Origin of the sequence: Jiangella endophytica (assembly GCF_003427025.1) — a bacterium.
Taxonomy (GTDB): Bacteria; Actinomycetota; Actinomycetes; order Jiangellales; family Jiangellaceae; genus Jiangella; species Jiangella endophytica.
In genome coordinates, this window is sequence record NZ_QVAI01000006.1 from 148535 (window position 1) to 163631 (window position 15097).

Here is a 15097-nt window from a genome sequence, read left to right on the forward strand (position 1 = left end):
TGGTCGGTCCTGGTCCTTCGGTCAGGGAGCGGGGACGAGGCCCTCGGCCTCGACCGTCCACCGCCCGTCGTCCGGGAATCCCGGCGCCGGCCCACCGGCCGCGCCGTCCCAGCCCGCGGCCATCAGCGCGACGGCCGCCAGCACTCCCCCGTTGCCCGGCAGGTACAGCGGCAGCGACGACGTCTGCCGGTTGTGCCCGTTCGGGAGGAACTCGTTCTTCGTCGCCGGCATGGTCAGCGCCGCCACCGCCAGCTCCGGCTCGCCGACTCGCGCGGCCGTCATCGCGATGACCGGGTAGTCCCATCCCCACGTGCTGTCCCAGTGCCAGTCGTCGAGCACGTCGTGCAGCGTGGCCCGCATGATCCGCGGGTCGATCAGCGGCGTCTCGGGCAGGACGCCCAACGCGCAGAGCATCGACGGGTGGTCGGTGCGAATGGTGTACGGCTCGACGTCGATGGCCGTGTAGACGCCGTCCCGCACGTGCGGACGGACCAGTCCGCGGGCCACCGCGCCCCACCGCTCGTCCCGGGGCAGCCCGGCCCGCTCGCGCCAGCGCTGCGCCGTCTCCAGCGCCCAGTGCCAGTACGCCAGCTCGAACGTCGGGTTGGTCGCGCGGGCCCGGATCGATCCGTACGACTCCTGCGCCGGCACCAGCGGCGGGCCGAGCTGGAACCCGCGCTCGGTCCGCACCGCGTAGGACGCCATGAACTCCGCCGTCTCGAACACGATGCCGGCGAACTCGTCGATCACCTCGCGGCTCGGAGCGGCCCGGTAGAACAGCTCGGCCAGGTGGATCGGGTGCGGCTGCTGCCAGATGAGGAACGCGCCGATGGGGCTCGGGCTCTCCCTCGCGTCGGGTCCGACCTGCTTCGGCCAGCGAGCCCCGGAGTGGCCCTGTGCCTTGGCCGTCGCCCGGGCCGCGTCCAGCGCCGTGTGGTACCAGCGCAGGCTTCGCCCCAGCAGCTCCGGCCGGCCCCAGAGGGGGAAGTGCGCCGCGTGCCACCAGTGCATCTCCAGGTGGAACCGGCCCCGCCAGGAGTTGCAGACCAGGCCGGTCTCCTGCGGTGGCAGCGACCCCGCGCAGTTGATCGCCGTGAGGTATTGGGACAGGACGGTGCGCCGCTCGATCTCGGCGGCCCGCGGGTCGGCGCTGCCGGCCAGGTCGACGGCGCCGCCGCTGGACCAGAACGCCGGCCAGTGCGCCTCGGCCGCGGCCCGCACCGCGTCGAAGCTCGACACCGCCGGCAGCCGGTCGGCCGAGGGCGCGAAGCCGGCCACGAGGTCGAGCGTCCCGGTGCCGGCGGTGGCCCGGAGCACATGCGCACCGGTCCGGGTCACCGCCAGGCCGGCGGTGGCGGCGATGGCGACGGCGTAGCCGTCGGCGTCCAGTTCGCGGTCCACCCGCCAGCCGTCGCCGGTGCGCTCCAGCGCCGTGCGGTGCGCCTCCGGACGGCTCCAGTCCGCGGCGTCGTGCCAGCTCTGCGAGCCGTACGGGAACGCCAGCCGGACCGCGAGCCGGCCGGACCGGACCGCGTCGGAGACGATCCGGACCGCGAGGACGTCGGCGTCCGGATGGCACGCCGTCACGACCCGGACGGGCTCGCCGCGCAGCTCGAACGTGGTGTCGACGACGCCGCGCCAGAGGTCGAGCACCTGGCGCACTCCGGCGACGTCGTCCGGCGCGACCGGCCGGGCCCCGCCGTCGTCGTCGACCAGCTCCAGCCCGATGCGGCCGAGGTCGAGGCGGTGCGGGTTGGCCCGCAGCCACAGCTCGGCCGCGGAGTCGGTGCGGTCGCCGCCGGCGCCGATGCTGCCGGTCATGTCGGCGTACGGCGCCGGACCGTGCGGAGTGTCGTACGTGATCAACGTGTCCTCGAGCCGGTACCCGGCGCCGTCGTCGCCGGCCGGCTCCGTGTGCCAGCCCCACTGCGCCTGGGTGCCCAGCAGGGTCGCGTCGGCCGTGCCGTCACGCGACGCCACCGGATAGCGGTCCGGGAACGTCTGCAGACCGGTGACGTCGACGGTGAAGCAGAACTCACCGTTGCCGACCGACAGCGGCGACCGCCCGTCGATCTCCGTCACGACGACGGAGTGCCGGGACACCAACGCGCGACGGTCGATGCTCATGGCCGCAGCGCCGCCTCGACCTCGGAGACGAACCGCCCGGCGGCGTCCTGCGGCGTCGTGCGGTCGAACAGCACCTCGCTGTTCAGCCGGGTGACGATGCCGGCCGTCTCGGTGGAGCCCACCGGCGCCGGAGGCACGGGCGCGCCCGCGGCCTCCTCCAGCCGGTTGAGGTACTCGGCCTCGGCCTGCTGCACCGGGGTCAGCTGGTCCATGATCGCTTCACGGACGTCGGTGTTGACGGGCAGGCCGCGATCGGTGAGGAACGACTCCGCGGCCGCGGGCTCGTTGAGCATGAAGTCGACCAGCCGGGCCGCCTCCTCGGTGTGCTCCGAGCGGGCCGAGATCGTGTAGTACATCGACGGCCCCAGCCACGAGCCCGGGTCGCCGCCCTCCACGCCCGGCGGGATGAGCAGCCGCAACTGCTCACCCGACGCGGTGCTGAGCGCCTCGAGGACGTTCGACCAGATCAGTGACATGCCGCCGGCGTTGGTGCCGATCAGGGTCTGCTCCGGCGCACTCTGGCTGGCCAGTTCCTCGCTCAGGGTGGCAGGCGGGGTGCAGCCGGAGTCGCGCAGCTCGAGCGCGAACTGCCACCACTCGGCGAGGGTCTCGGCCGAGAGGTCCAGCTCGCCGTCCTCGCCGTAGAGCTGCTCGCCGTGCTGACGGGCCCACAGCGACAGCGTGTTGTGGTTGGTGAGGTCCTGAGCGCCGTAACCGTCGTCGCCCAGCGCGGTGCCGATCTGGGTGCACAGCTGGGCGAAATCGTCCCACGTCCAGGTGGTGTCGTCGGGGATCTCCAGACCGGCCTGGGCGAACACCGCCGGGTTGGCCACCATGGCGTAGCCGTTGACGCCGGTCGGGATGGCGTAGAGCGAGCCGTCGATGGTGCCGTGGGCGAGGACGTCCTCGGAGATCTCGTCGGTGCGGATGATGTCGCCGACCTCGGCCAGGTCGAGCAGCGCACCCCGTCCGGCGTACTCGCTGTGGTAGGCGCCGCCCATGGTCATGATGTCCGGCGCGTCGCCTGCGGCCACGCTCGTGGCCAGCTTGTCGAAGTAGGCGCCGAAGTCGGCGTAGTCGACCTCGACCCGGATGTCGGGGTTCTCGGCCTCGAACGCGTCGATCATCTCCTGCGTCGTCTGCGCGCGGTCGTCGCTGCCCCAGAACGCGTAGCGCAGCTCGACCACACCGCCGTCGCCGGTGGTGTCGTCACCACCGCAGGCCGCGAGCAGCATCGCGGCGGGCACGACGAGGGCGAGGGAACGGAGGGGTCGCATCGATGGGGGTCCTCTCGGGGTTACTTGATGCCGGTCGTGGCGATGCCGCGCATGAGATAGCGCTGCCCGGCCAGGAAGAAGCCGAAGATCGGTCCCAGAGCCACCAGGGACATGGCGAACAGCGGGCCCCAGGCGGACTCGCCCTGCGAGTCGACGAAGGTGCGCAGCGCCACCGGCACCGTGTACAGATCGGGGTCGGTCACGAAGATCAGCTGGCTGTAGAAGTCGTTCCACACCGAGATGAAGGTGAAGATGGCCGTCGTCGCGAGGGCCGGCAGGCACAGCGGCATGATGATGCGCCAGAAGATCCGGAAGTGGCCGCAGCCGTCGATGCGCGCCGCGTCGTCCAGCTCGCGTGGCAGTCCGCGGATGAACTGCACCATGAGGAAGATGAAGAAGGCGTCGGTGGCCAGGAACTTCGGAACGATCAGCGGGTAGTAGGTGTTGATCCAGTCCAGCTCGGAGAACAGGATGTACTGCGGGACGATCACCACGTGGATCGGCAGCATGATGGTGCCGAGCATGGCGGCGAAGAACAGCCGCCGGCCGCGGAACTGCAGCCGGGCGAAGGCGTAGGCCGCGAGCGCGCAGCTGAGCAGGTTCCCCACCACGGAGAAGAAGACGATGATCGCCGAGTTGAACAGGTAGTGGTGGAACGGGCGCGCCAGGGCGGTCCAGCCCTCGGTGTAGTTGCTGAAGTCGAACTGGCTCGGGATGAGCGACGCGTCGCGGAAGATCAGATCCGACGGCTTGAACGAGCTCGACACCATCCACAGCAGCGGATAGAGCATCGCGAAGCCGAACACGATGAGAACGACGTGCTTGAGCAGCCGCCGCTTCCGGCCGTCGCGCCGGCGCCGCGCGGCCAGTGCCGCGGGATCGGGCGCGGCGATCGATTCGAGGTCAGTCGCCATAGTGCACCCACCGCTTCGCCGCGAGGAAGTTGACCGCCGTGAACCCGGCGATGATGATCAGCAGGACCCAGGCCAGCGCCGACGCGTAGCCCATCTCGAACGAGCCGAAGCCGCGCTGGTAGGTGTAGAGCGTGTAGAAGAGCGTGGAGTCGGCCGGGCCGCCGGTGCCGCCGCTGACGATGAACGCCTGCGTGAACGTCTGGAACGACCCGATGATCTGCAGCACGAGGTTGAAGAAGATGATCGGCGTGAGCAGCGGCACGGTGATGCGCCAGAACTTGGTGAACCCGCCGGCGCCGTCGACCTCGGCCGCCTCGTAGTACATGGCCGGGATCTGCCGCAGGCCGGCCAGGAAGATCACCATCGGCGCGCCGAAGGTCCACACGTTGAGCACGATCAGGGTGGACAACGCGTGGTCGGGGTGCGACACCCACCCCTGGCCCTCGATGCCGACCAGGCCGAGCAACTGGTTGATGAGCCCTTCGGTCCCGAAGATCTGCCGCCAGAGGATGGCGATCGCCACGCTGCCACCGAGCAGGGAGGGCAGGTAGTAGACCGACCGGTACACGGAGAGCCCGCGCACCCCGCGGTCGAGGAAGAACGCCAGGGCGAGGGCCAGCGCCAGCTGCAGGGGCACCGACACGAGCACGTAGGTGAACGTCACCCGCAGCGCCGTGTGCAGCCGTTCGTCCTCGAGCATGCGGCGGTAGTTCTCGAGCCCGAGCCACTCGGGTGGCTGGAGCAGGCTGTACTCGGTGAACGACAGGTACAGCGACGCCAGGATCGGGCCGATGGTGACCACCACCATGCCGATGAACCAGGGCGCGAGGAACAGATAGGCCACCCGGCCCTCGCGTTTGGCGAGCGGGCTGCGCCGGCCGCGGCCCGGTTCGGGCGGCTGCTCCGGCGCCTCGGGCGGTGGTTCACCCGGTGCCTGGTCGCGCGAGGACGTCGGAACGGTGGTCATCGGTGACCTCCTCCTGATCTCTCGTCGACGGCCACCTGACTGGCGGGGGAAAGCGTTGTCCGTCGAGATACCGATTTCTAGCAAGCGTAGGGTAGCTGTCAATCGGCGGCAAGAGCCGGAGCCAAGTGCCAGCAGAAGCGCAGGTAGAGACGGTACGCTAGCCTGAGATACCGGTTACTCGCTTTTGCCCGCTGAGAGGGAGAGCTCGACGATGCGTCGTTCGATGCCCGCACGTGTGGTGCTCGCCGGCGCCCACGGCTACGGAGCCACCTACCTGCGTCGCCTGGTCCAGTTGAAGGCCGACGGCGTGGCGCGGCTGGCCGGCGTCTGCGACCCGCGACCTCCGTCACCGGACCACGACGGCCTCCCGCCCGGCACCCCCTGGACGGACGATCTGGCCGACCTGCTCGGCCGTGTCGACGCCGACGTCGTCGTGGTGGCCGCGCCGATCCACCGGCACCACGACCTCGCCGAGACGGCGCTGCGGGCCGGCGCCGACGTCATGCTCGAGAAGCCGCCCACCCCGACACTCGCCGGCTTCGACGCGCTGAGCGACCTCAGCGCCCGGCTGGGCCGGGTCTGCCAGGTCGGTTTCCAGAGCTTCGGCACCGACGCCGTCGAGCATGTCCGGAGCCTGGTCGCCGACGGCGCCATCGGCGACGTCCGCGGGGTGGGCGCCGCCGGGGCCTGGGTACGCACCAGGGCTTACTGGAGCCGGTCCGCGTGGGCCGGGCGCCGCGAGCTCGACGGCCGGCCCGTGGTCGACGGCGTGGTCACCAACCCGCTGGCACACGCCCTGGCCACCGCGCTGCGCATCGAGGGCAGTGACCGGCGCGGCGAGCTGACCTCCGTGCACACCGAGCTGTTCCGGGCGAACGACATCGAGGCCGACGACACCTCGTGCATCCGCGTCACCACCGCCGGCGGCGGCACCGTCGTCGCCGCGCTCACGCTCTGCGCCCAGGAACAGCGCGAGCCCTACGTCGTCGTCACGGGCAGCCGCGGCCGCGTCGTCCTCTGGTACAAGACCGGACGGGTCGACGTCACCGGGCCGGCCGGCACCGACACCCGGACGTTCCCGTTCACGGACCTCCTCGAGAACCTGCTGCGGCACCGCGCCGACCCGGCCGTGCGGCTGATCTCGCCGCTGGCCCGGTCCGGGGCGTTCACCGAGGTGCTCGAGGCGGTGCGCACCGCGCCGCCGCCGACGCGCATCACCGCACCGCACCGCGTCGTGCTCGGCGCCGGGCTCGACGAGCGGCCGGTGGTGGCCGGTGTCGACGACGCCGTCGACGACGCCGCCACCACCCTGAGGACGTTCCGCGAGCTGGACCTCCCGTGGGCCGGGACGGTGGCGGCGTGAGCGATACGATCAGTGCCTCGTCCCGCTCGGCGGGGGACGACGGGGAGGGGAACATGACGGCCGAGACCCACGACGAGACCCGACCGGCCACCATCAGCCGGGTGGCCGAGCTGGCCGGGGTCTCCAGGGCCACGGTGTCACGCGTCATGAACGGCAGCTCGACCGTCGCCCCGCAGCTGGCCGAACGAGTCCGGGCGGCGGCGGCCACGCTCAACTACCAGCCCAGCGTCCTGGCCCGCAGCCTGGCGGTGGGCCGGACGTCCACCATCGCGCTGGTGGTGCCCGATCTCGGCAACCCGATGTTCCAGGACGTCCTGCGCAGCCTCAGTCACGCCGCCGCCACCCGCGGGCACCGGCTGCTGGTCGCCGACTCCGAGGAGAACGTCGCCGAGGAAGGCCTGATCGCGCTCGAGGCACGCCGGCGCTGCGACGGCCTGGTGCTCTGCGCCCCGCGCATGCCCGACGACGAGCTGGCCGCCCTCGCACCGCAACTGGCACCGTTCGTGCTGGTCAACCGCGACTCCTCCGGCCTCTCGGTGCCGTCGGTCAACGTCGACTACGCCGCCGGCATGCGCGACCTCGTGTCGCACCTCATGGGGCTCGGCCACCGCCGGTTCGCCTACCTCGCCGGTCCGCCCACCAGTTCGTCCAACCGGCTCCGCCTGAGCACGCTGCGCGGGTTCGCCGCGGCCGGCCGGCTCGAGCTGGCCGAGCTCGAGTGCGGCGCCACGTTCAGCGACGGACACGCCGTCGCGGGGCGGCTCATCGACGGCCTCTGCACGGCGGTCATCGCCTACAACGACCTCGTCGCCTTCGGCGCCCTGTCCGGACTGCACGAGCTCGGCGTCTCGGTGCCGCAGCAGATCTCCATCGCCGGCTTCGACGACATCCCGTTCGCCCGCTACACCACGCCGCCGCTGACCACGGCGTCGGTGCCACCGAGCGAGATCGGGCAGGAGGCCTGGCAGCGCCTGTGGGCGCTGCTCGGCGGCCAGCCGCCTGAGGCGGACATCCAGTTCCGGCCGCGCCTGGTGGTCCGCGGCAGCACGGGTGCCGCCGCATGAGGCGCCCCGGCGCCGCCGACACGATCACCCAGACGCTCGAGGTCGGCGGCATCGCGGTGGCCGAGTACGTCATCGACCCGTCGATCGAGCGCACGCTGTCGCCGCGGCCCTACCTGCATCCGGTGCGCACCCTCGGCGGTGTCGTCGTCACCGACCTGGTGCCCGACGACCACCGCCATCATCTGGGGCTCTCGCTGGCCGTCGCCGACCTCGACGGCACCACGTTCTGGGGCGGGCGGACGTTCGTCGCCGGCCGAGGACCGACGCCGCTGGACAATCACGGCACCCAGCGCCACGACGGCTTCTCGTCAGAGTCCCCGTCGGGCATCACCGACGACCTGACGTGGCTCACGCGCGCGGGCGAGCCGCTGGTCCGGGAGACCCGGAGCGTGCGGGCCACGGACGGCGCACGGCCCGGCGCGTGGTCGCTCACGTGGACCAGCGCCCTGACCAACGTCGCGGGCCGCGACCTCCGCGTCGCCAGCCCGGCGGTGAACGGCCGGCCCGGCGCCGGGTACGGCGGCATCTTCTGGCGGGTGGCCACCGAAGCGGGCACCCACACCGTCAAGGTCGCCGAGGGCAGTGGTGAGCAGGTCGCCCACGGATCGACGTCGCCGTGGCTGCTCCTCAGCGGCCGCTCCGCCGCGGACCGGCCCTGGTCGCTGTGGTTCAGCCAGGAGGGAACCCCCGAACCGTGGTTCGTCCGGATGTCCGGCTACGTCGGCGCAGGACCGGCGCTGGCCTGGTCGCAGCCGCTCGTGCTGGCCGCGGGGGCGGTGCTGGAGCGTCAGCTCACCGTCGTGGTCGCCGACGGTGAGCTGACGCCCTGACGTCCTCACTGGATGGCGGTCGTCACCTGGTCGACGGCCGACGCGGCGGCGTCCGCGATGGACATCCGGTCGAACAGCACCTCGTCGTTGATCCGCTGGACGATCGAGCGCGTCTCCGTCGACCCGGTCGGGCCGATGATCAGCTCCTCGCTCACGTGGTCGCGGATCGCGGCGATGAACGCCGCCTGCGCCGCCGTGTTCTCGTCCAGCTGCGGGGTGATCGCCTCCAGCACCTCGGCGTTCGCCGGCAGCCCGCGGTCGGCCAGGATGAACGACGCGGCCTCCTCGCTGTTGACCAGGAAGTCGATCAGCAGGGCCGCCTCCTCCGGGTGCTCGCTGCCGGAGTAGATCGCGTACGACTGCGACGCCTGCAGCCACATGCCCGGCTCGGACCCGCTGGTCTCGCCGGGCGCCCGCAGCAGCTCCAGCGGCGCGCCCGACGCCGTGCGCAGGGCGGTCAGCTGGTTGCTCCACTCGAACTGCATGCCGGCGAGGCCCCGGCCCATCAGGGTCTGCTCGGGCGACGGCTGGCCGCCGACCTCGGCGGTGACGGTGGCCGGCGGCGTCGCGCCGGACTCACTCATCGCCTTGGTCATGGTCCACCAGTCCTCCAGCGTTCCGGCCTCGACGGCCAGGCCGCCGTCCTCGGAGTAGAGGCCGTCGCCGGTGTGCTGGCGGGCATAGAGGTCGAGGGTGTCGGCGCTGGTCGGGTCCGCGGCGCCGTAGGTGCCCTCCGGCGAGGCGTCCGAGATCTGCTGCGCGATGGCGACGAAGTCGTCCCACGTCCAGGCCGAGTCGTCGGGCAGCGGCACGCCGGCGGCCTCGAACACGGCCGGGTTCACGATGACGGCGTAGGTGTTGACGCCGGTCGGGACGCTGTACTGGACGCCACTGAAGAAGCCGTTGCTCAACGCGGCCGCGTCGATGCCGTCGGTGGGCAGCTGCTCGGCGACGGTGGACAGGTCGAGCAGCGCGCCGCGGTCGCCGTACTCGCGCGGGTAGGCGCCGCCCAGGGTGATGACGTCGGGCGCGTCGCGGGCCGCGACGCTGGTCGCCAGCCGGTCGAAGTAGCCCTCGAAGTCCAGCGGCTCGCCCTCGACGGTGATGTTCGGGTGCTCCGCCTCGAACGCGTCGATCGCCTGCTGGGTGATCCGGGCGCGGTCGTCGTTGCCCCACCACGAGAAGCGCAGGGCGACGTCGCCGCCGCCGTCGTCCGTGCCGGTGCTGTCGTCGCCGCCACCGCACGCCGCCAGCGTCAGCAGGGCCGCGGCCGACGCGGCGATCGCGGCGCGGCGCCGGGCCGGGCCACGTCCTGTTGGGTGCCTCATGGTCGTCCTCTCTCCCGGACACACGGCTGTGAGTGCCCGGTTTCCCGGCCTGGAACCAGGGCCTTGAAACGGTTTACAAGGGCTGGTGCGTCATAGTTGCACGCGTTCGAGGCTCTTGGCTAGCCTGCTCGGGAACCGGTTTCTAACCCGTGACCCGCCCGCTCGGGCGCTGGAGGACGCATGACGACGCTGCCGTGGCTCCGGGTCGACGGCTCCCGGCTCAGCGACGACGAGGGCCGGCCGGTCCGGCTGCGCGGTGTCGGCCTGGGCGGCTGGATGAACATGGAGAACTTCATCACCGGCTACGCGGGGACGGAGTCACAGCACCGCGCCGCGCTGCGGTCGGCGCTCGGTCCGGACGGCTACCGGCGGTTCTTCGACCGGTTCCTCGACGACTTCTTCGCCGACGCCGACGCCGCGTTCCTCGCCGGGCTGGGTGTCAACGCCGTCCGCATCCCGTTCGGCTACCGGCACTTCGAGGACGACGACCGGCCGTTCGAGCTGAAGGAGTCCGGCTTCCGCCGACTCGACCAGGCAGTGCGGGCGTGTGCGCGGCACGGTCTGTACGCGATCCTCGACCTGCACGCCGCACCCGGCTACCAGAACCAGAACTGGCACAGCGACAACCCCACCCACCAGGCGTTCTTCTGGCAGCACCGGCATTTTCAGGACCGCGTGGTGCACCTGTGGGAGGCTCTGGCCGACCGCTACCGCGACGAGCCCGCCGTCGCCGGCTACAACCCGCTCAACGAGCCGGCCGACCCCAGCGGCGCGGCCATCGGCCCGTTCTACGCACGCCTCGAGGCGGCCATCCGCGCGGTCGACCCCCGGCACGTGCTGTTCCTCGACGGCAACCGCTACTCCACCGACTTCTCGATGTTCACCGAGCCGTCCCCCGGCACCGTCTACACCGCGCACGACTACGCGCTGCCCGGCATCGCCCGCGACGGCTCCTACCCGGGCGTGACCCGCGGCGAGTGGTTCGACCGCGACGTACTGGAGCAGACGTTCCTGCGCCGCACCGAGTTCATGCGGCGCACCGGCACCCCCATCTGGATCGGCGAGTTCGGCCCCGTCTACACCGGCGACCGCGAGCGCGACGCCGCCTGCCTGCGCATGCTCGCCGACCAGCTGGCGATCTACGACGAGCACGAGGCCAGCTGGTCGCTGTGGACGTACAAGGACGTCGGGTTGCAGGGGCTGGTGCACGCCCGCGCCGACTCGCCGTACCTGCGCCGCATCGCGCCGGAGCTGGAGCGCAAGGACCGCCTGGGCACCGACTCGTGGGGTGGCACCGACCGTCACATCCGGGCCGTCACCCAGCCGATCGAGGAGTTGTTCGAGCTCGAGTTCCCCGATTTCGCGCCGTACCCCTGGGGCCGGCGCGCCTGGCTCGGGCTGCTGGTCCGCAACATCATGCTGGCCGAGCCCCTGGCCGAGCGGTTCGGTGGCTGCTTCGACGGCGTCACGCCGGACGAGGCCGCCGAGCTGGCCGCGTCGTTCGCGTTCGACGCCTGCGCCGTGCGGGACGAGCTGGCCGACGTCCTGCGCACGAGCCTCGCCCCGGAGTGACGCCGGTCCAGTCCGATCACGAGGCGTTCTCCCGGCTCACCAGGCATGCGGGCCTGGTGTAGCGGGAGGACGCCTGGTGCCGTCCGGCACCCGGCAGCGTGATCGTTCAGGGGTCAGGCCTCGAGCTTGTAGCCCAGGCCGCGCACCGTCAGCAGGTAGCTCGGCGCCGCCGGGTCCGGCTCGATCTTCGCCCGCAGCCGCTTGACGTGCACGTCCAGCGTCTTGGTGTCGCCCACGTAGTCGGCGCCCCAGATGCGGTCGATCAGCTGGGCGCGGGTCAGCACCCGGCCGGCGTTGCGCAGCAGCAGCTCGAGCAGCTCGAACTCCTTCAACGGCAGCCGGACGGTGTCGCCGTTGACGGTGACCACATGGCGGTCGACGTCCATGCGGACCGGGCCCGCCCCCAGGACCGCCTGGCTGGCCTCGGTGGGCTCGGTGCCGCGGCGCAGCACCGCCCGGATGCGCGCGACCAGCTCGCGCGAGGAGAACGGCTTGGTGACGTAGTCGTCCGCACCCAGCTCGAGGCCGACGACCTTGTCGACCTCGGAGTCCTTGGCGGTCAGCATGATGACCGGGACGTTGGAGCGCTGCCGCAGCTGGCGGCACACCTCGGTCCCGGACAGGCCCGGCAGCATGAGGTCGAGCAGTACGAGGTCCGCTCCGCCCCGGTCGAACTCGTCGAGGGCGTCGTCGCCGGTCACGGAGACCGCCACCTCGAAGCCCTCCTTCCGGAGCATGTACGACAGGGCGTCGCTGAACGAATCCTCATCCTCGACGACGAGCACGCGGGTCACGGCGTCTCCTTACCAACTGGCGTCTCGAACGCGGACGGTTGCCCGGTTCGGTGCGGGTGCAGCGGCAGTCGCAGGGTGAAGGTGGACCCTGCTCCCTGCACGCTCCACACGCCTACCTCGCCGCCGTGGCTGGCGGCGATGTGCTTGACGATGGACAGTCCCAGGCCGGTGCCTCCGGTGGCCCTGGAACGGGCCGGGTCGACGCGGTAGAACCGCTCGAAGATGCGGTCCAGCTCGCTCTCGGCGATGCCGAACCCCTGGTCGGTGACACTGATCTCGACCAGGTCGTCGCGGCGGCGGACGCCGATCGCGACACGGGTGTTGGGCGGGCTGTAGTTCACCGCGTTCTCGACGAGGTTGCCCAGCGCGATGACCAGCTGCTCGACGTTGCCCAGGACCTGCAGCCCCGGTGTGCCGCCGGCGGTGAGCCGGATCTTGTGCTTCTCCGCGTCGACGCGGCTGCGGTCGAGCGCCGCCTCGACGACGCTGTCGACGTCGACCGACATCGGCGACGCGACCGGGTCGTCGTACTGCAGCCGGGACAGGTCGATGATCTCCTGCACCAGCCGGGTGAGCCGGGCGCCCTCACGCTGCATGCGCTCGGCGAACCGCTGCACCGCCTCGGGGTCGTCCTTGGCGTCCTCGACCGCCTCGGCGAGCAGCAACAGCGCGCCCACCGGCGTCTTCAGCTCGTGCGACACGTTGGCGACGAAGTCGCGGCGGACCTCGTCGACGCGGATCTCGTGGGTACGGTCCTCGACGAGCGCCAGCAGCAGCTTGCTGTTGAGCGGCGCGACGCGGGCCGAGACGTAGAGCGTCTGCGTGGTGTCGCGCGACCGCGGGATCTCCAGCTGGACCTCGCGGATCTGACCGTCGCGGCGGACCCGCTCGGTCAGTTCGACCAGCTCGGGCACGGCCACGCGGTCGTGCCGGACCAGGCCGAACGCATAGGCGGACGGGCTGGCCTTCACGACGTCGAGGGCGCTGTCGAGGACGATGGCGCTGGACCGCAGCACCGACAGCACCTCGTCGACGCCTTCGGGCACGCGTGACGTCCGTGGCGGCTCCGGCGGGTGCTGTGCGCGTTCACTGGCCTTGAACGCCAGACCCGCCGCAAGGCCGACCGCTGCGCCGACACACGCGGCCAGCGCTCCGGCTGTCACGGCATCCACATCCACCGATGGTATGTGCCACGGCGGAGTTCATCTCCACTTCAAGACACTTCACGGCGCGATTTCGGGCGCATGTTCACCGAGACTTCGCGGGCCATTCACCTAGCCGCTCTGACCGTCCACCAATTGCACCTACGCTGATCAGACAGGAGCAACCTGCCTACCCACAGGATGACAGGGATGACGAAGCCAATGCGCGAGGCGTACCACGAGCAGCTCGACGAGGTCAACGGCCGGCTGATCGGGATGATCCGCAAGACCGGTGAGCTGATGGGGCTGGCCACCAAGGCCCTGCTCGAGGCCGACCTCGACGCCGCCGAGCAGGCCATGGCGTCGGACTCCAGCATCAACCGCGACCAGCTCGAGATCGACGAGCAGGTCCTCGAGCTGATGGCCACCCAGGGTCCGGTCGCCTCCGAGCTGCGCATCGTCACCTCCGCCCTGCGCAGCACCTCCGACGCCGAGCGCATGGGCGACCTCGCCGTCCACGTCGCCAAGGTCGCGCGCATGCGCTACCCCGACCACGCCGTGCCCGACGAGCTGCGCGACACGTTCGCCGCCATGGGCAAGGCCGCCTGCGAGATGTCCAACAAGGCCGTCGAGGTGCTGCGCACCCGCGACCTCGACGCCGCCGCGGAACTCGCCCACGACGACAACGAGATGGACCACCTGCACCGGTCCCTCTTCCACGTCCTCCTCGACGACGACGAGTGGGACCGCGGCGTCGAGGCGGCCATCGACATCGCCCTGCTGGGCCGCTACTACGAGCGCTTCGCCGACCACGCCGTCCACATCGCCACCAACGTGCGCTATCTGGTGACCGGCGAGATCGAGTGGGCCGACAGCGCCGCCGGCCACTGATCTACGGAGTGTCGCCCCCGGCGTTCGCCGGGGTCAGCGCGTCGCGCAGCCACTGCTCGACGCCGGCGACGTGGACCGTGGCCCAGGAGCGGGCGACGTCGGGCTGGCGGGCCTTGATCGCCGCGACGATGGCATGGTGCTCGGCGAGCGTCCGGGCCACCGCCGCCTCCTGGGTCAGCCCCCGCCAGACCCGGGCCCGATGCGTGGGCCCGGACAGGCTCTCGACCAGCGAGCAGAGCACCGGGTTGCCGGAGCCCTCGGCGATCAGCCGGTGGAACTCCAGGTCGCTGCTGACCAGCTCCTCGACGCCGGTGTCCGCGCCCAGCGGCGCCATGATCTCCTCGAGCTTCGCGATGGCGTCGTCGGTCATCCGCACGGCCGCCATGGCCGCGGCGGCCGGCTCGATGATGCGGCGCACCTCGAGGAAGTGCAGGACGGTGTCGTCGCGGTGGAAGTCGACGACGAAGGCCATCGCGTCGAGCAGCAGGTGGGGCGACAGGCTGGTCACGTAGGTCCCGTCGCCCTGCCGGACGTCGAGTACGTGGATCAGCGACAGCGCGCGCACCGCCTCGCGCAGGGAGCTGCGCGACAGCCCCAGCCGCTCGGCGAGGTCGGCCTCGCGCGGCAGGCGGTCGCCGGGGCTCAGCTCCCCGCTGACGATCATCTGCTTGATCTTCTCGATGGCGACGTCGGTCACTGCCATGCGGACGTTCCCCCTTGCGACCCTTGCGTGTGACAATACGCGGCTCGACCCGGCGGACGGCCGAACACCTGCGCCTCTGCCAGCGACGACGGAAGGCCCCCGGAGGAGTGCTGGACCCGGACGCG

The 15097-nt window shown here is 71.5% G+C and carries 13 protein-coding genes; 5 read left to right on the forward strand and 8 right to left on the reverse strand.

The annotated features are described in order from the left end of the window. Positions 1-21 precede the first annotated feature (21 nt). From DZA62_RS14605 to DZA62_RS14620, 4 genes are all read right to left on the reverse strand, one after another. Positions 22-2127 carry a hypothetical protein gene (locus tag DZA62_RS14605; protein WP_116949626.1) on the reverse strand — a complete coding sequence of 702 codons (2106 nt, stop codon included), beginning with the start codon at positions 2125-2127 and terminating at the stop codon, positions 22-24. After that, positions 2124-3404: an ABC transporter substrate-binding protein gene (locus tag DZA62_RS14610; RefSeq protein WP_116949627.1), complete on the reverse strand. Its 1281-nt coding sequence runs from the start codon at positions 3402-3404 to the stop codon at positions 2124-2126. The genes DZA62_RS14605 and DZA62_RS14610 overlap by 4 nt, the downstream gene beginning before the upstream one ends. A gap of 20 nt (positions 3405-3424) precedes the next feature. Beyond that, entirely contained in the window at positions 3425-4195 is a 771-nt protein-coding gene (locus DZA62_RS14615) for a carbohydrate ABC transporter permease (protein ID WP_408618892.1), read from the reverse strand. Between the two features lie 112 nt (positions 4196-4307). Continuing rightward, positions 4308-5285 carry a carbohydrate ABC transporter permease gene (locus DZA62_RS14620; RefSeq protein WP_116949629.1) on the reverse strand — a complete coding sequence of 326 codons (978 nt, stop codon included), beginning with the start codon at positions 5283-5285 and terminating at the stop codon, positions 4308-4310. A 223-nt stretch (positions 5286-5508) separates the two neighbouring features. Here DZA62_RS14620 and DZA62_RS14625 point away from each other — a divergent pair, with 223 nt between their 5' ends. The 3 genes from DZA62_RS14625 to DZA62_RS14635 are packed head-to-tail and all read left to right on the forward strand — an operon-like array spanning position 5509 to position 8542. Further along, positions 5509-6648, forward strand: a complete 1140-nt coding sequence (locus DZA62_RS14625) for a Gfo/Idh/MocA family protein (RefSeq protein WP_198663774.1) — start codon at positions 5509-5511, stop codon at positions 6646-6648. A gap of 53 nt (positions 6649-6701) precedes the next feature. Continuing rightward, entirely contained in the window at positions 6702-7712 is a 1011-nt protein-coding gene (locus DZA62_RS14630; protein ID WP_116949842.1) for a LacI family DNA-binding transcriptional regulator, read from the forward strand. Then, the gene (locus DZA62_RS14635; protein WP_116949631.1) at positions 7709-8542 is read left to right on the forward strand and encodes a DUF6807 domain-containing protein; all 834 of its coding nucleotides are present in this window, start codon (positions 7709-7711) and stop codon (positions 8540-8542) included. The genes DZA62_RS14630 and DZA62_RS14635 overlap by 4 nt, the downstream gene beginning before the upstream one ends. 5 nt (positions 8543-8547) lie before the next feature. On the opposite strand, the gene DZA62_RS14640 is transcribed toward DZA62_RS14635, so the two are convergent. Next, positions 8548-9870 carry an ABC transporter substrate-binding protein gene (locus DZA62_RS14640; protein ID WP_116949632.1) on the reverse strand — a complete coding sequence of 441 codons (1323 nt, stop codon included), beginning with the start codon at positions 9868-9870 and terminating at the stop codon, positions 8548-8550. Between the two features lie 180 nt (positions 9871-10050). Here DZA62_RS14640 and DZA62_RS14645 point away from each other — a divergent pair, with 180 nt between their 5' ends. Then, positions 10051-11442, forward strand: a complete 1392-nt coding sequence (locus DZA62_RS14645; RefSeq protein ID WP_116949633.1) for a glycoside hydrolase family 5 protein — start codon at positions 10051-10053, stop codon at positions 11440-11442. Between the two features lie 113 nt (positions 11443-11555). Here the strand turns inward: DZA62_RS14645 and DZA62_RS14650 are convergent, their stop codons facing one another. Together DZA62_RS14650 and DZA62_RS14655 are read right to left on the reverse strand one after the other, a co-directional pair. After that, complete coding sequence (locus DZA62_RS14650) at positions 11556-12236, reverse strand: response regulator transcription factor (RefSeq protein WP_116949634.1); 681 nt, start codon at positions 12234-12236, stop codon at positions 11556-11558. Continuing rightward, positions 12233-13414, reverse strand: a complete 1182-nt coding sequence (locus DZA62_RS14655; RefSeq protein ID WP_116949635.1) for a sensor histidine kinase — start codon at positions 13412-13414, stop codon at positions 12233-12235. The genes DZA62_RS14650 and DZA62_RS14655 overlap by 4 nt, the downstream gene beginning before the upstream one ends. Positions 13415-13588: 174 nt before the next feature. Between DZA62_RS14655 and phoU the strand changes: the two genes are divergently transcribed. Beyond that, positions 13589-14269, forward strand: a complete 681-nt coding sequence (phoU, locus tag DZA62_RS14660; RefSeq protein WP_232827481.1) for a phosphate signaling complex protein PhoU — start codon at positions 13589-13591, stop codon at positions 14267-14269. Between the two features lies 1 nt (position 14270). Here phoU and DZA62_RS14665 read toward each other — a convergent pair whose 3' ends face one another. After that, positions 14271-14972 carry a FadR/GntR family transcriptional regulator gene (locus DZA62_RS14665; protein ID WP_116949637.1) on the reverse strand — a complete coding sequence of 234 codons (702 nt, stop codon included), beginning with the start codon at positions 14970-14972 and terminating at the stop codon, positions 14271-14273. Positions 14973-15097 lie beyond the last annotated feature (125 nt).